We start from the raw sequence: 18,813 nt of genomic DNA, 5'->3' as shown, positions 1-18,813 counted from the left end.
TGGTTTAATGGGTGGTCATTTGGAAAATGCCCACGAGTAACCACATTAGCGCAAAGCTAATAAGCATAGAAAAGTTCACTAAAGCCGCTGCGATTCCCGTATCAAAATTTAATTCATCGGCATAAGTAATTAAGGTCATACCAGCGGGAAGGACTAAACAAATGAGGATCATATTACGATATTCAAATGCGAACGGCGTCGTGTAATAGAGTAGGAGACCGATACTTAAGCCGAATGCATATCGAAAGGACAATACCTGAAATACTTTTAAATAACTACGTTTAGGTAGTCGGACGCTAAAATAGATACCCATAAGTAATAAAACCATCGGTTTATTTCCTTTGGCAATTGTATCAATAATTTCCGAAGCCAAGACCGGAATCTGAATGTGTCCCATATTCATCGCCAAGCCCAAAAGCATCGCCAGGAGGGGAGGTAAAGAAAATATACGCTTGAGTATGTGTTTGTAGATATTTCCTTTGGGTTTTTCTGCCGACAAATAAGTTCCCATACCATAATTCACCATGAAGTTGATGACCGAATTCCCTAAGTCAAACATGATGGCGTAGGTTAAGCCTGCCCAACCCCAAATTCCTTCAATCAATGGATACGCAAATAGGCCTAAATTCCATCCAGCTGATCCCATAGTCAGAATTCCTCGATATTCACTCGGTTCTTTTTTGAACATCAAAAAACCGATATAAGAAGATACCATCCCGAAACTCATGGCGATTAGTGGGAGCCACATGAGGTCTGCCGACAAATCTATGTGCGTCATTGTTGTAAAAACCAACGCCGGGAAAGTCGTGTGCATGAGAAATTTAGAGACCGATTTGGCGTCATGCGCTTGAATAAATCCCGCACTTTTTAATAGGTAACCAATGGTAATAACGACCAAAGCTGAACCAAAAACGACGTTAGATGAACTCATGACACCGCAGGTTTAGGCAACGAAATACGGAAGGTCGTTCCCTTATTTAACTCGGAAGACTTAATGCTTAATTTTCCTTCATGGTAATTTTCAACGATCCGTTTCGCTAAGGTTAAGCCTAGGCCCCAACCACGTTTTTTGGTACTAAACCCGGGTGAGAATACCTTCGATAAATTGGACGTTGGAATTCCTTTTCCAGTATCGCTAATGTCTATGTAAAGTTGATTATTCTTTCCCTCATGCAAGTAAATCACCATGTCCCCCGTTCCACCCATGGCATCCACCGCATTTTTACAAATGTTTTCAATCACCCATTCAAATAGGTATTTGTTGACATTCGCCTCTTGATTTGGGATTAAGGCCGACTTAATCTCGATGTGGACTTTGGTTGAAATACGGATTTTCAGGTAGCTGATAAAGCTGGTTATAACTTCTTCTAGATCTTCTTTCTTCAAAATTGGCATGGAACCAATGTTTGAAAAACGGGTGGTAATGGTCTCAAGTCGCTGAATATCTTTCGATAACTCAATCACAATTTCCGGATTGATGGTGGGTTCATTCCGAAGAATTTCAACCCAAGCTGTCAGAGATGACAAGGGTGTACCGAGCTGGTGTGCTGTTTCTTTGGCAAGTCCTACCCAAACGCGATTTTGTTCCGCTCGGCGTGAATAGGAGAAAAAGATATAGCCCAAAAACCCAATGATTAAGACGACCAAGAGCTGGGAAAGTGGGTAGTAACGTAATAATTTTAGCAATTTTGAATTGCCGTAATAGATATATTCCTTTTGAAAACCCATGTCCATTTCGATGGGTTTATTATTTTCAGCGATGATCTCTTTGAGTTTGGATTGGAGCAATGTTTGCTTTTCCTCTATAGAAAGCGACTCAGACATCGCAATATTGATGGAATTCAAGTGGCCACTTCCATCTTTCCAAATCACAGGAATCGTATTGTTTTCGTTGATCTTCTTAATGCGCTCAAAGAAAAAATTAATGTCGGCATTCTCATCACTCGTCATCACATACCGAATAGTTTCCGCATATAATTCGATTTGTTGTTTTTCGCGCTCCTCGAGTTTGCTCACTAAACCATCCGTAAAATAAAGGGAGAAGCCGGCCATGAAAACACAAATACCAAAAAACGCGACTTTCAACCAGGTATCCCGATTGTAAAAGGCGAGTGGCAACGAGACTTCTTTAAACATGCGTTCGATTTCGAGTGCGGCTGATTAAGCCATTCGACACAAATTACTCACCGTTTATCCATAAATCAAAAATATTTTTTCTAAGGTACTTTGTATTACATAGTACCTTTTATACATTTGACCCATCAAAAAAATAAATAACCGATGGATATTGAAAATACCAAGGTGCAGATGCGGAAGGGAATATTGGAATTCTGTATTCTGCAAATTATTTCGAGGGGTGAAGTGTATGCGTCTACAATGCTGACTGAATTAACATCCGCTCAAATCATGGTCGTGGAGGGAACCTTATATCCTTTATTAACCCGACTAAAAAATGCGGGATTTCTCGATTACAAATGGGTGGAATCTGTATCAGGTCCGCCACGTAAGTATTACGTTTTGACTGAAAAGGGAACCACCTTTTTAGCTGAGTTACATGGAACTTGGGATGATTTACATACCTCTGTATCCCAAATCATTCATCCGCAAACACCCCAAGCTTAAACTTTTTGGACATGAAAAAGACTTTATCAATAAATATTGCTGGCATTGTTTTCCACATCGAGGAAGACGCTTTCGCAACATTGGATGCCTATTTAAAATCCATCCATGCCTATTTCAAAAATTTCGAAGGAGCCAAAGACATCGTAGACGACATCGAAGCGCGTATCGCAGAAAAATTCTGGAACATCCGGGAAACCGAGAAAACAGAAGCGATAACGCAAGCACATGTGGATGCTTTGATTGCTTCGCTGGGGACGGTTGCCGACTTTAAAGAAATTGAAGGAGAGGACGTGAAGCAGGAGCAGTCACAAAAATCGTCAGCGAATACTGCGGAAAAGAAGATTTTTCGGCGGGATTTAACAAATAAAAAAATAGGAGGTGTCGCTTCGGGGATTGCCAATTATTTTGAAATAGATCCGATTTGGGTTCGATTAATTATGATCGTTGGTTTCTTTGGTCTTTTCCCACTATTACACGCGGCTAATCTTGTTTTCTGGGTCTATGTGGCTTGTTGGATCGCTATTCCTGGTGTAATCACAGTTGAAACAGACAAGTCTTACCGCAAATTTTACCGAGATCCAGAGAACGAGGTCGTTGGCGGTGTGATGGCTGGAATCTCCGCATATACCGGTTGGGATGTAGGTTTATTACGTGTACTTGCGGTAATCTCTTTATTCTTTTTTGGTACGGGTGCTGTGGCTTACATTATCATTATGGCCATAACGCCGAAGGCAAAATCAGTTACCGACAAAATGGCGATGACAGGCGAACCTATTACCCTGGAGAACATTGAAAAAAATATCATAGATACTTTTCAGCCTGATTCCACAGAGGAAAAGCCACTAACTCGTTTATTATTATTCCCATTTCGCACGTTAGCGACGATTTTTACGGCACTGAAGCCCGTCTTATCTGGCGTTCGTTGGTTTGTTCAGTACCTAGTTGGCTTTATCCTATGTGTAATTTGCTTAGCGGCTGCTATAATCTTGGTTGTATCCATTTCAGCAGGTTTTTCTGGTTTTGACCATGGAGAAATAGGCTTGTCATTTGGTGAACTAGTACCTATTTATTTGCTCGCACAAGATTTACCTGCGTGGGCGGTTTATGCAGGATTTTTGGCATTTGTTCCCATGATTGTTGGGATTGGAATTAGTGGGGCTTCTTTATTGGCCAACCGGAAATTAACGAATAAAACGTATTCCTATATTTCCACCACTTTAATCATTGTGGGCTGGATCGGATTGTTTACTGCTTTTAGTTTTGTGGGTCGTAATTTTCAGCGAACGGCCTCAGTCAATTTAGTCAAAGATATTCCAACAGATTCCTCGTATGTGTTTAGTTTACACCGGGAATCCCAAGAAAGTGTTTGGGAAAAGATGCTCGGCAATACCCTGGAAATGGATGTATTTTTGGAGCAGTTTTTAGATGATGAAGATTTAAATGATTTTAATCGGGATGGATTTTCGCGTGCCCAAATAACGATGGCTGGTTACGATGGGAAAACAATTCAAGTGATTCAATTTGCCAAATCAAATGGTAGAACCCGTGCCGAAGCTGAAGTAAATGCCAAATCCATTGATTATCATTTCAACCAAAAAGGAGATCAAATCATTTTAGATTCACATTTTGGGTTGAAGCAATTTAAGTTTAGAAATCAGCGCTTACGTGTGAAGATTTTGGTTCCGTATGGCGTCAGCTTTGGCATGACGAAGGAGTTTGCGCTATACATCGAAAATGTGTTAGATAGTGGTTATTTTAATGAAAATGGCACCGACCTATTTGTGGGTTCTAAGTGGACTTTTTCGGCCGACAAAGGGTTAGTTTGTTTGAATCGCGAACCAAATCAATCCAATGAATCTTCCGATTCTAAAGACACGGAGACTGAGGAGGGGGCAACTTCGTCAAACTTCTCCATCTCCAAAACGGTAAATCCATTTACGCAGGTTGAAATTAGTCAAACAGATGGAGCCAAGATTGAGATCAAACAAGCTGCCGAGTATAAAATCTCCATGGAATCTTCGGACCCCGTAGATAATTGGAGCCAACTTGCATCCGTGGACGGTAGCTTATTGCGCTTTAAGTCCTTGCCCAGCAATGTGACTGTGACGATTGAAACGCCAGATTTACGTAAAGTAGATTTAGGGGGAAATGGTCGCACAGAAATTTCTGGTTTCGATGCGGCAAAAATGGAAGTGATTCTGCACGATTTTCATAGTTTGAAACTAGCAGGTCGTTCGGATGCGCTAGCCGCTTCTACTTACGATCGATCCGAATTAGATGCATCTGGTTTTAAAGTGAAAAATGCGACCGTTTGGATTGATAAAAAAGCCCGGATGGATCTGAATGTATCGGAATCTTTGCGTGGGAAAAAATATGCATCGGCTACTGCGAATAATGCGAATTCCCTCGGGAAGAAAGAAATTTGGACTATTTTAAAGTAACATGCAACCTTTGGGGAAGAAGAAACATCTTGCCAACCGTAAAAAAAACAAATGAAAAAATCGATCTACTTACTGATTGCGGCACTAGGAGTCTCCATCAACCTGTTGGCCTCTGCCGACCTAACCACTAAAAAATATAAAGTTGGCAATTTCAATTCCCTTGAAATCGGGAATGCCTTCGAGGTACACATTTTTAAAGGAAGCACCTATTCCATCTCGGCGACCGGTAGCGAAAATGATTTAGAGAACGTTGAAGTTCAGGTGAATGGCTCCAAGCTAGAAGTTACGCTAGATGAATCTTATTGGTCAAACTGGAGAAATTGGAGGAACACCAACAAAAAAATTGTGCTAAACATCACCATGCCGCGTTTGATTGATGCGGAATTTGGTGGAGCTGCAAAAGTTACGTTAGAAGGATTTGTAGACGAAGAAGAAATGACGCTTCATGGAAGCGGAGCCGTTAAATTGATGTCAACGAAGCTTGTTGCCGACAAGCTAACGCTTGATTTATCGGGCGCATCAAAAGTAGAAATGAAAGGCCAAGTGTTAAAGTTGTCCATCGATCTTTCTGGCGCAAGTCACCTTGTATTAACCGATATGATTGTGCGTGATGTAGATGTAGCTGCAAGCGGGGCCAGCCATGTGGAATTGAATGTTCAAAAGTCCTTGCGCGTTGAAGCTTCGGGAGCTTCTAAAATTACCTATCTCGGAAATCCTGCTGTTAGTAAGGATTTATCGGGTGCCTCGTTTGTGAGGCGAGTAAATTAAGGATTGCGTTCACCCGCTTCCACGCGAATATCGAGCATATTCTCTTTCGGGGGGATCGGACACGCAAAGGTGCTATTATAGGCACAAAAAGGAAAAAAAGCTTGATTGAAATCAACGCGTAGTTGGTTCTCTTTCAAATTTGTTAGGGGTAACTCCAAATACCGACCGCCTCCATAGGTTTCTGTGGGGGCGGTTTTGTCTTTAAATGGGATGAAAAAATCTCCAGAATCGTGCTGGTAGAGTACCAATGAAACCAATTTTCCCTGAATATTAGCTGAAATTTTGCCAAATAAAATCAAGGAATCTAGATTTCCATCCGTCATTTTTAAACCTATTTTTTCTACTTTTTCAGCGCGGACTACATCAAAAAGTATCGACCAGGCTGGATTGAATGAATAATAGTGTAATCCAGAAAACTCATCTTTATTGAGAATTGGGGAGTCTTCTGCCGTTCTCAAATTTTCATCTTTAGCTTTTCGGGATTCAACGCTCGCTAAGGAGTCTATTGTCGATTGTGCGGGAGCTGGTTTGCTCTCGGGAAGACTCACATAGGTGAGAATTACAAGAATTGGAATGAGAATCAAGAACCATCGATTGAATTTCATAGGAATGCGTGTAAATTTGGGTTCGTAAAAATATAAAATTAATCATATGTTTACAGGTATTGTGGAATCAATGGGCGTCTTGGAAAGTAAACAAGCGCATGGAACAAATGTTGATTTTTGGTTTTCTTCTCCCTTCACAGACGAATTGAAAGTTGACCAGTCGGTGGCTCACAACGGCATTTGTCTAACTGTTGTCGAAATTAAATCCCCGGAATACCGCGTAACCGCGATTCAAGAGACCTTACAAAAAACGAATTTGGGCGACTTGGCCGTTGGCCAAAAAGTAAATCTAGAACGTTGCATGCCCGCAAACGGTCGGTTTGATGGACATATCGTGCAGGGACATGTAGATTTGACTGGAATTTGTACGTCGATTAAAACGCTCGACGGATCGTGGGAATACCATTTTCAATATCCCGCCGGCCATGTGACGGTTGAAAAAGGCTCTATTTGTGTGAATGGAACGTCATTGACGGTTGTTGAATCTGGTGTAGATACGTTCTCTGTGGCGATTATTCCATATACGTATGAGCACACGATTTTTCACCAACTGAACGTAGGGGATCGCGTGAATTTAGAATTCGATATTCTCGGAAAGTACATGCAGAAGTTGTTGGCGCGCCAACTAGCTCAATAGACTCTCAATCGCGTCCTCCACTTTTTCAAATCCGAAGCGATTCCAAACCGCATCTTTTTGGGCTTGAATTTCATTAAGTCCTAAATTTCCGATGCTACCCAGGTGTGTGTGATTAAGTTCGCGTGAGCTGCCATTGAATTTTCCGGTCTCGATCATTTTGCCTACTTGCAAATAAGCTTCCCGAAAAGGCATGCCTGCAACGACTAATTTGTTTACCTCTTCGACGGAGAATAATAAGTCATATTTCGAATCTTTTAATAGATCAACTTTGACCTGCATGTTTGAAACCATGTAATGCGTGATTTCTAGGCAATCTTTGATTTCGTCGATGGCTGGCATCAGGATTTCTTTGGTCAATTGGAATTCCCGGTGATACCCAGACGGCAGGTTGCTCATCAGTAATTGCAATTGGTTCGGTGCGGCTTTTAATTTATTCGATTTGCCACGTAGTAATTCCGCGACATCCGGATTCTTTTTATGCGGCATGATCGAACTGCCAGTCGTTAGGGAGCTTGGTAATTCGATAAAGCCAAAGTTTTGGGAGTTGTATAAACAGACGTCCATGGCAAGCCGACTAAGCGTCGTTGCGATCTGGCTGATGGCGTTTAGTACATAAAATTCCGTTTTACCACGGGACATTTGGGCATTGACCACGTTCACATGTGGTGCCTCAAAACCTAATAAAACGGTCGTTAACTTCCGGTCTAAGGGAAAGGATGAACCATAACCGGCGCCTGAACCTAATGGATTTTTGTTGGCCAAACGAAAAGCCGCTTCTAACAATTCTGCGTCTTCCACTAAGCACTCCGCGTATGCGCCAAACCACAATCCAAAAGAAGATGGCATCGCGATTTGTAAATGCGTGTAGCCGGGCAATAAATCGTTTTTATGCGCCTCGCTTTTTGTTACTAAAAGATCAAATAAATCCTCCACCGCGTCAGCAATTTCCATGATTTCAGCCCGCATAAATAATTTCAGGTCAACTAAAACTTGGTCGTTCCGAGAGCGACCCGCGTGAATTTTTTTCCCTAAATCGCCTAGTTTTTGTGTCAGTAAAAATTCGATTTGGGAATGGACATCTTCCATGCCGTCTTCGATGACGAAGGTGCCAGCTTCAATCGTGTCTAAAATATTTTTCAACTCCACACAAAGTGGCTCTAATTCTGCCGAAGGCAATAGGCCCACATGCTCGAGCATGGTAATGTGCGCAAGCGAACCCATGACATCGTAGCGCGCTAGCTGCAAATCGTAAACTGGGTCATTCCCAATCGTGAATTGCTCAATGATTGCGTCCGTTTTTTGATTTTCTTTTTGCCAAAGTTTTGCCACGATCTTCTTAGATTAAGTGTAAAAGTAAATTTTGATAGGTTTGGATTCCTTGTTTCAGCTCCTCCAAATAAATAAATTCATCCGCCGTATGGCTTCTTCCGGAATGCCCTGGTCCGATTTTCACGGATGGAAAACTCATCAAAGCTTGATCCGAAAGGGTAGGAGACCCAAAAGTCGGCATCCCCAAAGCCGCCGCTGCCGCGAGAACCGGATGTCCATCAGGTATTTTACTCGATTGCAAACGAGTACTCCGAGGCGTTAATGTTGCGTGCGTAAAACCGTTTAATGTTTCGAGCACTTGGTCCAATGAATAACATTCATTGACCCGACAGTCTATCGTATAGTGACATACGTCTGGTACCACATTATGTTGTTTTCCTGCATTAATCACCGAAATGGTGCATTTTACGGGTCCGAGTACCTTGGAGACCTCTGGAAATTCAAATGCCTTAATCTTGCTGATATCTTCTAATGCCAAGTAAATCGCATTCACTCCTTCATTCCGCGCCGCATGCCCAGCCACCCCGCGAACTTCCGCGTCTATTACCATCAATCCTTTTTCAGCAATGGCCAGTTGGCAATCCGTCGGTTCCCCCACAATTGCCCACGAAATCTTCGGAAAATCGGCTGAATTTAAAACCGATTCAATTCCGCCACTCCCTGAAATCTCTTCCTCAGCTGTCGCCGCCAAAACGAGGTTAAATGGCAGCTCTCGGTCGAAAAAGGTGCAAAAAACACTAATTAAGCACACTAAACTAGCTCCTGCATCATTGCTCCCGAGCCCGAACATTTTGCCATCCTGGATAGTCGCCGCAAAGGGTTCGTAGGACCAAGAGGCATTTGGCTTTACGGTATCGTGATGGGAATTTAATAAAATGGTAGGCTTGGCTGCGTCGAATAACAAGTTCTTTGCCCACAAATTTTGGCCAACGGTATGAAACGGAATATTTCTGGCAGCCAAAAAATCCTGAATAATGGCCGCGGTTCCTTGTTCTTCCCGACTGAAAGACGGGCAGGCAAGTAGTTGGGCCAACAGGCCTTTTGCATCTAGAAATTGTTGTTCCGTATACATTTAGGCTTGAATTATCGTGCCTTTTTCGGGCTGTGAAACAAAATTAGCGTGGCAAAGACGAACGGTTTGAACGCCTTCGTCAATCGCTTTTAATGCATTTTCGAGCTTAGGAATCATACCCGCTGATACTATACCATCTGCTTTTAATTGTGTAAAAATTGCCTGATTAATCTTTGGAATTACTGAATCATCATCATTGGGATCCATTAAAACCCCTTGCTTTTCAAAGCAATACGTGAGCGTCACATCGAAATGTGCGCCCAAGGCAATCGCCAAAGCTTGCGCCATCGTATCTGCATTGGTATTTAATAATTGTCCCGAAACATCAGCTGTGATTGGTGCGAAAACAGGACTCAATCCAGCGGCTAATAATCCAGCTAAACCAGAGGCATTTACATGTTCAATATCCCCCACAAATCCATAATCAATAGGCACAGGATTTCTTTTTTTTGACACCACAAATCCACCATCTGGACCCGCTAAACCAATCGAATTGCAATGCAACGCTTGCAAAGATGCTACGATGGATTTGTTGATCCAGCCCGCGTAAACCATGGTTACAATGCGTAGACTAGCTGCATCCGTCACACGCCGACCATCGATCATCTGACTTTGAATCCCCAAATCAGAGGCCATAGACGTAGCGATTTTTCCACCCCCATGAACCAGTAATTTTGGCTCTTGCATCGAAGCAAAATTCGCTAAAAATGAAGCTAAGGCCTCGGGTGCATCGATGATGTTCCCGCCAATTTTGACAATATGTAAGGCCTGCTTTTTCATTAAAATAAATAGGGGCTTTCGACCCGCATTTGGGACAATAAGATTTCTTTAATGACCGCTTGCGCCGCCCAAAGCCGATTTCCGGCTTGTTGGATTACAATCGAATTCTCCGAATCAATCACCGCATCATCCACGACAACGTTCCGACGAACCGGAAGGCAATGCATGAATTTGGCATTATTTGTTAAATCCATCTTCGCTTTTGTGACCGTCCATGCGGGGTCCGAAGAAAGAATTTTTCCGTAGTCTGAATAGGAAGACCAGTTTTTTGCGTAGATGTAATCAGCGCCCACAAACGCTTCCTGCGGATCGTAGCAGATTTTCGCATTTCCAGCAAATTCAGGAGCTAATTCGTAGCCTTTGGGATGCGCGATTGTGAAGTCGACATTCGCAATATTCATCCATTCCGCAAACGAATTGGGAACACATTGAGGTAATGCTTTCACATGTGGCGCCCAAGTTAAAACTACCTTAGGGCGGTCCACTTGCTTCGTTTCTGTTATGGTAAGTAAGTCGGTGAGCGACTGCAACGGATGCCTCGTGGCTGATTCCAAACTAATAACAGGTTTCCCTGTATATTTAACGAATTGATTAATCACCAAATCGGAATAATCTAATTCACGATCAACTAATCCTGGAAAGCTTCGAACGCCTACGATATCACAGTATTGGCCGATAACGGCAGCGGCTTCCTTCACGTGTTCGGCCTTATCTCCGTTCATGATGACGCCTTCGTTCATCTCTAATTGCCAGCCGTCGGTACCCACATTCATCACCATGACGTCCATCCCCAAATTTTGCGCCGCTTTTTGCGTAGACAAACGTGTCCTTAAACTAGAATTGAAAAACAACAAACCCATGGTTTTATTCTTCCCCAGGTGCTTGTCGGCATAAGGAGATTTTTTCATCAACAAAGCTTCGTTGACAAGTTTATCGATATTGTACGCGTCTTTAACGGAAGTAAAATGCTGCATAGAATGTGTGGTCTCAGGACCTTATAGTATTGGCAATTTGGTAAAATTACCATTTTTGATAACTAAATGAAATTTATCGATGGCGTTCCCATGTGAAAACTTCGATTGGTTCTGGGCAATCAATGGATTTTTGCCCCGTCTGTATAAAATTATTTACCCGTAGAACGCGTTGAGAAGCTACATTTTCGCAAGGTGTTTCTGCCCGTAAAATTTGCAAGTCGGCATCCTGAAATGCCCACTTACTCAATGTATCCACCGCCTCAGCTGCATACCCATTTCCTCTAAATTTTTCATCAAGCGCATAGCCAATTTCCGTCGTTCCTGCATTATCAGGCAATCCAGCTAGACCAATTCCCCCGATAGAGCAGGATGAAGCCGTTAGGATTATTTCCCAATTTGTGTACCACATAAAATCCAACGGGAATTTATGGGTCATGGGAAGCCAATAATTGACCATTGCATCATTCATTTCGTTTGCATAAAACTTTTCCAAGGCTATGTTGTTAGGTCTTAAGTTCAATTCCTTTTCAACGGCCTCGCGCCCAAATTGTCGCCACAAACTCAACAGGCTATTGTCTAGTGGGATCAATTGAAGTCGGGAAGATGTTAAAACGAACATAAAGGATACGAATATTGACCTACAAATTTGCTGTTTTGGTCGCAAAATCAAATGTGTTATTAAATGTATGCAGATTTTTGTGACCGAAATTAAATGAAACCGAATTATTGCCAAACAAATAATATTTATGAAATACATTTTAATTCTGATTACCTGTTTAAGTACCGTGTTCACGATGCGTGCACAAATTCCTGGGGGCTTTGGAATGGCACCAGCGAAAAAAGAAGTTGTTATTCCAGGAACAGCGCAAGCCGTTCCGAAAGGATCCGCCAAAATTGTCGGATATTTATTAGACTCCACAGATAAAAAACCTGTTGAATTTGCTTCGGTGGCTTTGATTAATAAAGCTACAGGCCGACCAGTCGATGGAGCGGTAGCAGATCAAGTAGGTAAATTTACAATCAGCAAAGTAGCGGTAGGTGAATACAAATTAGTCGTATCATTCATTGGTTATGACAGTAAAACACTTGCTATTTCAGTAACAGGCAAAAATGACGACCAAGACTTGGGTGTGATTTCCATGGCCTCAAGCACAAAGATGTTAGCCGAAGTTACAGTCGAAGGACAGCGCGCTTTAATCGAGGAGCGTGTCGATCGTACCGTTTATAACGCGGAGAAAGATGTGACAAATCGTGGTGGTGATGCAACGGATGTTTTGAAAAAAGTTCCGATGTTATCCGTGGATTTAGATGGTAACCCATCCTTGCGCGGGTCGACCAATGTGAAGGTTTTGATTAACAACAAGCCTTCGACCATTATGGCATCAAGTCTTTCGGATGCCTTGAGACAAATTCCTGCCGATATGATTAAGACGGTGGAAGTTATTACCTCACCATCCGCACGCTATGATGCGGAAGGTTCTGCAGGTATTATTAACATTGTAACAAAGAAAAACACCTTACAAGGTTTAACCTTGAGCTTAGACACGAGCGCAGGTTTACGAGGTTCAAATTTATCGTTGAACGGAAACTTTAGAAATAAAAACTGGGGTCTTTCATTGGGTGGATTTGGACGTTCGGAATATAATGTGAACGGAAAGTTTGAAAGTACGCAAATCACGGGGCTTAGCGGTGGAATTCAAAACACAAATATTCAGACCGCTGAAACGCGTCGGCAAGGTATATTTGGTAATTACCAACTAGGCGCTGATTGGGATATTAACAAATACAATTCGGTGACTTCGAGTGTTAGGTTTGGTTTACGTAATGGGACTAACTGGCAAGATGGGTTATCTCAGATTCGGAATGCCAAATTATTTAGTTTACGTAACACAAGTTCCTTAGATGAATCAGCTAATGTGGATATCAATGTTGATTATACAAAGACTTTTGCCAAAGCACAAAAAGAATTTTCTGTGTTAACGATGTTTAGTCGGAACAATCGGACAAACGATTTTTATAATCTTATTTTGAATCCAAATTCAACGATGAATGAAATCCTCAATTCCATTAAAAATGAGAATGATTCATACAATCAGGAAGCCACAATTCAATTGGATTACCAAACGCCAATTAACAAAATGTCCATGATTGAATTTGGAGCTAAGGCAATTTCACGTGATGTGACTTCTGATTATGCCTCGTTTGTTGGAGATAGAAACGGAACATATACGCCAGTTAATAATTTAATCTTACCTAGTAACGTATTTGATTACAACCAAAACATTTGGTCAGCATATAGTTCATATACGTTGACAACGAAAAACAAGTGGAGCATAAAAGCGGGAGCTCGTTTTGAGCAAACAAATATTACGGCCAGCTTCTTAAAAAATGAGGGTCAAAATACGGTGATTCCTCCATATGGTGTTTTGGTACCTAGTTTCAATATGTCCAAGACATTCAAGTCGGGTACATGGAGATTTAGTTATAACCGCCGACTTCAACGCCCCGGTATTCAAAACTTGAATCCAAATATCAATGCAACCAACCCATTGAATATTTCACAAGGAAATCCAAACTTGGAGCCTGAGTTTACGAATAACTACGAAGTTTCGTACAGTAAATTCATCAAGCAGACCTACATTTCTACTTCCTTCTTCATGCGTAACACCACAGGCGCGATTAGTAACATTCGCCAGGTTTATGGAGATACAGTGAAGACCACCGCCATGAACATTGGAAATGAAGATGCTTATGGAATGAATGTCAACATGAACATCAACTTGTCTAATAAATTTATGTTAGGCGGTGGTGGTGATTTGTCATACATGGTTTTGGCTAATAACGTAGCAGATAAAATGTTGTCAGCTCGTAATGAAGGTTTGCAAACAAATTTCCGTGTGTTTGGAAATTACAATATCGGTAACGGATGGGGCGCGCAATTGTTCTCGTTCTATCGTGTGAATCAAATTCAGTTGCAAGGATCTCAAGGGGGCTTTGGAATTTACAGCTTAGGCTTTAGAAAAGACTTTAAAAATAAGAAAGGAAGTCTTGGATTCGGTGCGGAGAATTTCTTTACACCAAATGGTTTTGTGATTCGTAGCGAGACAAAAACGGCGACTATTAACCAAGAGTCCAAGAATACATTACGTAACATGAACTTTAAAATCAATTTCACATACCGTATCGGAAAGATGACTTTCGGGCCTACAAAAAAGAAGAAGTCGGTGAATAACGATGATACCAAAGGCGAAGGTGGCGGCGATTCAGCTCCAGCATCACCGGCACCAATGGGTATGCCAGGTATGCGTGGCGGTGGCGGAGGCGGTGGCTTCGGTGGAGGTGGGCCACGTTAATTCCACTCAAATGATACAAAAAAAGGAGGCTAGTGATAGCTTCCTTTTTTTATTTCTGTCTTTCGATTGTGTAGGATAATAAATCACCGAGCGAATCTCGGTAGTTTGAAGCGGGAAACTGCGCTAGTAATTCTCTAGCCTCTTGTGCAAATTCAAGCATTTTAGCGGTCGCATACGCCAGCCCGCCTGTTGATTTAACAAATGCAATTACCTCACGTACTTTCTTTGGATTTTCAGAATCATTTTTAATGGTATTGATAATGAATTTTCGCGTTGATCTATCCGTGTTTTGTAATGCATAAATCAGTGGCAAGGTCATTTTCTTTTCTTTGATATCTATGCCTAAAGGTTTCCCTATCTCCGCATCCCCATAATCAAACAAGTCATCTTTGATTTGAAATGCAATGCCTACTTTCTCACCAAAATTAGACGCCAAAGCCACATATTTTTCATCCGCATCCGTCGATTGTACACCTACTGCACAACACGCTGAAATAAGCGTCGCTGTCTTTTTTCGGATGATGTCAAAGTAAACGTCTTCTGTGATGTCCAGCTTTCGCGCTTTCTCAATTTGCAATAATTCACCCTCTGCCATTTCACGCACTGCGGTCGAAACGGAGGTCAATAAATCAAAATCTTTGTGATCTACAGAAAGTAAAAGCCCTTTTGAAAGTAGGTAGTCACCCACCAAAACCGCTATTTTATTTTTCCAAATCGCATTGATGGAGAAAAAGCCCCGTCGGTAATCCGATTCATCCACGACATCGTCGTGCACTAAAGTTGCTGTATGTAATAATTCGATTAGCGCTGCTCCGCGATGGGTTTTTTCATTGATTTTGCCTACGGTCCCTGCCATCAAAAACACGAACATTGGGCGCATCTGCTTGCCCTTACGTTGCACGATGTAATTCATGATCGTATCGAGCAACATGACTTTGGTCTTCATGAACTGCCGAAACTTACCTTCAAATGCCTTCATGGGTTCCGCAATGGGCGCCTGAATGGAGGAGATGGAATAGGGCATATTTTCGGGGAAGAGCCTAGTAGGCAGCGTTATAATTTGTGTAAATTTAACCACTTATTGGAATAAATTGTTTCCGCTCCGCTAAATAAACTAAAATATATGAGCAAGATATTAGTCCTCGCTGGAGGGTCCCTTAAAGGTGCTTTTCAGGCCGGTGCAATCAAAGCTTTGGCCGAGCAAGGTTTTCAACCGGATGCGATTTATGGGATTTCGGCGGGGAGTTTAAATGCAGCATATTTGGTGAATCGGATAGGCCAACAAGCCTTAGCAACGGGACATGTTTCTTTCGCCCAAGCGGCAGGTGATTTATGGGATTTTTGGGAGACGCGCATAACGAGCCCGGACAGTTTATCCAAACCCTTGTCTATTTTCGAATTAGGTTGGTCCGCACTTCAGAAAAAGTTCAAAGGTTTAGTATCAACGCAGCCTTTACGAACGTTATTGGAAGAAGAGTTGAGCCCACGTAATTTGAATGCCAGTCCCGTCGCATTGAAAATTGGCGCCGTGAATGTCATCGATGGCGGCATGCATTATGTAGATCCAAGTGAGGAGGCATTTTTTGATTATTTAATGGCCTCATCTGCCATACCCATTTTGATGCCAGTCGTCCAAATCAACGGCGAAGCCCGACGAAGTTTTTTAGATGGTGGCTTACGCGATGTGACACCTATTCGGAAAGCGCTCGAAGATGGCGCTAAGGAGATTGTCTGCGTAAGTTGTCACCCCGAAACCATCGAAGGTGGCATGTTTGATACCGGTGATTTACTGGCCCTCGTTGACCGTGTCATGGACATCGCCGTCAATGAGATTCTTAACGCTGATTTACGCGAAACTTTATTAATCAATAGTACGCTGCCGTTGGATGGATCACCTGCTTTGGCCGGTACGTTTGCCGGTTTCAAGCGCGTAAAAATTCAGAACATTCGGCCCATACAGCCGTTGACTGTTGACATGCAGCATTTCACCCAACGAGACATTCGGCGGATGCTGGAGGTAGGTTACGCCGTGGTGAAAAGTCAGGCATAAAAAAAGCCCGATCTACGACCGGGCTATTATGGTGAATTATACCACCATAATATCTTTTTCTTTGTCCGAAAATATGTGGTCAATTTTTGAGATAAACCCGTCGGTGATTTTTTGAATCTTATCTTCACCCGCCTTAATCGCATCTTCCGATACGCCATCAGCTTTTAATTTTTTGATACTATTATTGCCATCTTGGCGTGCATTTCGAATGTTGATTTTCGCAACCTCGATTTCCTGCTTGACACGTTTCACTAAATCACGGCGACGATCTTCTGTTAAGGGAGGAATCGATAAGCGAATCGTTTCGCCATCATTCATTGGGTTTAAACCCAAGTTTGAGTTACGAATGGCCTTTTCAATTTCACCAAAAATTCCCTTTTCAAATGGTTTGATAGCGATTGTTCGCGCATCAGGCGTTGTGATGGATGCCGCACCTGTAATAGGTGTCGCCATGCCATAATAGTCGATCATCAATCCGTCTAGCATCGAGGTGCTCGCTTTTCCCGCTCTAATTTTAGATAACTCAATGTTCAAGTGCTTGATCGCACCCTCCATTGTCTCTTGGGTAGCTTCGATAAAAAATTCTAATTCTTCCATGTCGTATTAACTAATTAACGTTCCTACATCCGCTCCAGACACTAAGTCGGCCAAATTACCCGATTTATTCATGTCAAAAACAATGATCGGTAAATTATTTTCTTGGCATAATGTAAATGCCGTCGTATCCATAATTTTTAAGCCTTTTTGGATTGCATCCGAAAAGCTTAATTGCGTAAACCGAGTTGCAGTAGGATCTTTTTCAGGATCAGCTGTGTACACACCATCCACGCGCGTTCCTTTTAATACGACATCCGCCTCAATCTCAATTGCCCGCAATGATGCTGTCGAATCTGTCGTGAAATATGGGTTTCCTGTTCCTGCTCCAAAGATCACAATACGACCCTTTTCGAGGTGACGGATGGCGCGCCGACGAATAAATGGCTCGCATACCGCTTCCACTTTTAGGGCCGTCATCATCCGCGTATATAATCCTTGTTTTTCTAGGGAGGCTTGTACGGCCATGCCGTTAATGACGGTTGCCAACATCCCCATGTAATCTCCTTGCACGCGATCAATGCCTGCTTTCGCAGCACTGGCGCCACGGAAAATATTTCCACCACCAATTACAATCGCTACTTCGACTCCTAAATCATGTACTTTTTTGATTTCTGCAGCGTATTGACCTAAAATAACGGGGTCAATCACCTCATCTTTCGTCGATAATGACTCGCCTGAAAGTTTCAAGAGAATACGTTTGTATTTAGGTTCTTTCATGAAAAAAGGTTGTTTGGTGTGATTTACGCGGTGCAAATTTAGAAAAATTATCGGCTATTTGATAAAATTTTCCGTCTGATCTTTTGCTGCTGCTAATTTCCACCACGGTAAATACGGTTGGTCATGATGTTCGTAATGATAACCAAAGAAATAACACGATATAAACGCCCACACATGGTTCCGCGACTGACTGCGCGACTGCGTCTTATTCCCCGGTGTATGCTCCCCACGATGTGGTAAATACGTACCAAATATAAACAGCTGTAGCGTACTCAAGATCGCAGGTAACTCCCAAAATAAAATCAAATTCCACATCGGAATCCATAGTTTTAAAATATTATACGTCACAGCCATCGCGAGGACTTGTTGCCACGTCACATACTGCCACATAAACTTAAACCACCACACAAAAAAATTACCCTGATGCACATCCGGGTCACCCACAGTATTCACATGGGCATGATGCTCGTGGTGTTTCTTGCGCAAAACCGTGTAATTATTGAAGGCAAATAAAATCGTGCAGAACCGACCAATCGCATTATTTAGGTATGGATATTCCACGCTAACTACCCCGTGAATTGAGTCGTGGGAGGTGATAAATAAACCAGTATATAAATGCGTTTGAATTAGGATGCCCATGTAGGTCCATGGGCTGGCGAGGTCGAAAGGCCGACTTAGCATAAATATGAGGTGCGCGAACCACAAGGTCACCAACAAAATGCCCCAACATATTCCCTTGAATTTATTTAAATTGCCCATGTTAAATCAATGACTACAAAATTAATACAATTAAAGATGAAAATTGTTTCCATTTTTATATTCATTCTTTCACTTTCCTCTGCCACTTACGCTCAAAAGACTTTTTGTA

The 18,813-nt window shown here is 42.2% G+C and carries 18 protein-coding genes; 6 read left to right on the top strand and 12 right to left on the bottom strand.

What is annotated here, in order from left to right; genetic code table 11:
* Positions 1–4: 4 nt before the first annotated feature.
* Together AC1W6K_RS06220 and AC1W6K_RS06215 are read right to left on the bottom strand one after the other, a co-directional pair.
* Complete coding sequence (locus tag AC1W6K_RS06220) at positions 5–931, bottom strand: AEC family transporter (RefSeq protein ID WP_481946830.1); 927 nt, start codon at positions 929–931, stop codon at positions 5–7.
* Positions 928–2,136, bottom strand: coding sequence for a sensor histidine kinase (locus AC1W6K_RS06215; RefSeq protein WP_481720149.1), 1,209 nt, complete (start codon positions 2,134–2,136; stop codon positions 928–930). Before AC1W6K_RS06215 ends, AC1W6K_RS06220 begins: the two co-directional genes overlap by 4 nt.
* A 144-nt stretch (positions 2,137–2,280) precedes the next feature.
* Between AC1W6K_RS06215 and AC1W6K_RS06210 the strand changes: the two genes are divergently transcribed.
* The 3 genes from AC1W6K_RS06210 to AC1W6K_RS06200 are packed head-to-tail and all read left to right on the top strand — an operon-like array spanning position 2,281 to position 5,831.
* Positions 2,281–2,622, top strand: a complete 342-nt coding sequence (locus tag AC1W6K_RS06210; RefSeq protein WP_481720151.1) for a PadR family transcriptional regulator — start codon at positions 2,281–2,283, stop codon at positions 2,620–2,622.
* 11 nt (positions 2,623–2,633) lie between these two features.
* A complete protein-coding gene (locus AC1W6K_RS06205; protein WP_481946829.1) occupies positions 2,634–5,063 on the top strand; it encodes a PspC domain-containing protein in 2,430 nt (809 codons plus the stop codon).
* A 51-nt stretch (positions 5,064–5,114) separates the two neighbouring features.
* Positions 5,115–5,831: a head GIN domain-containing protein gene (locus tag AC1W6K_RS06200; RefSeq protein ID WP_481946828.1), complete on the top strand. Its 717-nt coding sequence runs from the start codon at positions 5,115–5,117 to the stop codon at positions 5,829–5,831.
* On the opposite strand, the gene AC1W6K_RS06195 is transcribed toward AC1W6K_RS06200, so the two are convergent.
* On the bottom strand, positions 5,828–6,436 hold the full coding sequence (locus tag AC1W6K_RS06195) for a DUF1684 domain-containing protein (protein ID WP_481720157.1): 609 nt from the start codon (positions 6,434–6,436) through the stop codon (positions 5,828–5,830). The genes AC1W6K_RS06200 and AC1W6K_RS06195 overlap by 4 nt on opposite strands.
* Positions 6,437–6,482: 46 nt before the next feature.
* Between AC1W6K_RS06195 and AC1W6K_RS06190 the strand changes: the two genes are divergently transcribed.
* Positions 6,483–7,073: a riboflavin synthase gene (locus AC1W6K_RS06190; RefSeq protein ID WP_481946827.1), complete on the top strand. Its 591-nt coding sequence runs from the start codon at positions 6,483–6,485 to the stop codon at positions 7,071–7,073.
* Here AC1W6K_RS06190 and argH read toward each other — a convergent pair.
* The 5 genes from argH to AC1W6K_RS06165 form a co-directional block, all read right to left on the bottom strand.
* The gene (gene argH, locus AC1W6K_RS06185) at positions 7,062–8,402 is read right to left on the bottom strand and encodes an argininosuccinate lyase (protein WP_481946826.1); all 1,341 of its coding nucleotides are present in this window, start codon (positions 8,400–8,402) and stop codon (positions 7,062–7,064) included. The genes AC1W6K_RS06190 and argH overlap by 12 nt on opposite strands.
* 7 nt (positions 8,403–8,409) lie before the next feature.
* Complete coding sequence (locus AC1W6K_RS06180; protein ID WP_481946825.1) at positions 8,410–9,474, bottom strand: M20/M25/M40 family metallo-hydrolase; 1,065 nt, start codon at positions 9,472–9,474, stop codon at positions 8,410–8,412.
* Entirely contained in the window at positions 9,475–10,254 is a 780-nt protein-coding gene (argB, locus tag AC1W6K_RS06175) for an acetylglutamate kinase (RefSeq protein ID WP_481946824.1), read from the bottom strand.
* Positions 10,254–11,228, bottom strand: a complete 975-nt coding sequence (locus AC1W6K_RS06170; RefSeq protein WP_481946823.1) for an N-acetylornithine carbamoyltransferase — start codon at positions 11,226–11,228, stop codon at positions 10,254–10,256. Before AC1W6K_RS06170 ends, argB begins: the two co-directional genes overlap by 1 nt.
* A 73-nt stretch (positions 11,229–11,301) precedes the next feature.
* Positions 11,302–11,847, bottom strand: coding sequence for a GNAT family N-acetyltransferase (locus AC1W6K_RS06165; RefSeq protein ID WP_481946822.1), 546 nt, complete (start codon positions 11,845–11,847; stop codon positions 11,302–11,304).
* A gap of 127 nt (positions 11,848–11,974) precedes the next feature.
* Between AC1W6K_RS06165 and AC1W6K_RS06160 the strand changes: the two genes are divergently transcribed.
* Positions 11,975–14,581, top strand: coding sequence for a TonB-dependent receptor (locus AC1W6K_RS06160; protein WP_481946821.1), 2,607 nt, complete (start codon positions 11,975–11,977; stop codon positions 14,579–14,581).
* Between the two features lie 49 nt (positions 14,582–14,630).
* Here AC1W6K_RS06160 and AC1W6K_RS06155 read toward each other — a convergent pair whose 3' ends face one another.
* Positions 14,631–15,605 carry a polyprenyl synthetase family protein gene (locus AC1W6K_RS06155; RefSeq protein WP_481721908.1) on the bottom strand — a complete coding sequence of 325 codons (975 nt, stop codon included), beginning with the start codon at positions 15,603–15,605 and terminating at the stop codon, positions 14,631–14,633.
* Positions 15,606–15,704: 99 nt separating this feature from the next.
* Between AC1W6K_RS06155 and AC1W6K_RS06150 the strand changes: the two genes are divergently transcribed.
* Positions 15,705–16,631 (top strand): patatin-like phospholipase family protein, encoded by a 927-nt coding sequence (locus AC1W6K_RS06150; RefSeq protein ID WP_481946820.1) that lies wholly within the window; start codon positions 15,705–15,707, stop codon positions 16,629–16,631.
* A gap of 36 nt (positions 16,632–16,667) precedes the next feature.
* Here AC1W6K_RS06150 and frr read toward each other — a convergent pair whose 3' ends face one another.
* The 3 genes from frr to AC1W6K_RS06135 are packed head-to-tail and all read right to left on the bottom strand — an operon-like array spanning position 16,668 to position 18,704.
* On the bottom strand, positions 16,668–17,228 hold the full coding sequence (gene frr / locus AC1W6K_RS06145; RefSeq protein ID WP_481946819.1) for a ribosome recycling factor: 561 nt from the start codon (positions 17,226–17,228) through the stop codon (positions 16,668–16,670).
* 6 nt (positions 17,229–17,234) lie between these two features.
* Positions 17,235–17,945 carry a UMP kinase gene (gene pyrH, locus AC1W6K_RS06140; protein WP_481946818.1) on the bottom strand — a complete coding sequence of 237 codons (711 nt, stop codon included), beginning with the start codon at positions 17,943–17,945 and terminating at the stop codon, positions 17,235–17,237.
* A gap of 54 nt (positions 17,946–17,999) precedes the next feature.
* Positions 18,000–18,704 (bottom strand): fatty acid desaturase, encoded by a 705-nt coding sequence (locus AC1W6K_RS06135; protein ID WP_481946817.1) that lies wholly within the window; start codon positions 18,702–18,704, stop codon positions 18,000–18,002.
* Positions 18,705–18,813 lie beyond the last annotated feature (109 nt).

The sequence above is a fragment of the Aquirufa sp. genome (assembly GCF_964796385.1).
The sequence above is the reverse complement of the archived record's forward strand: the minus strand, read 5'-3'. Positions and strand labels throughout refer to the sequence as shown.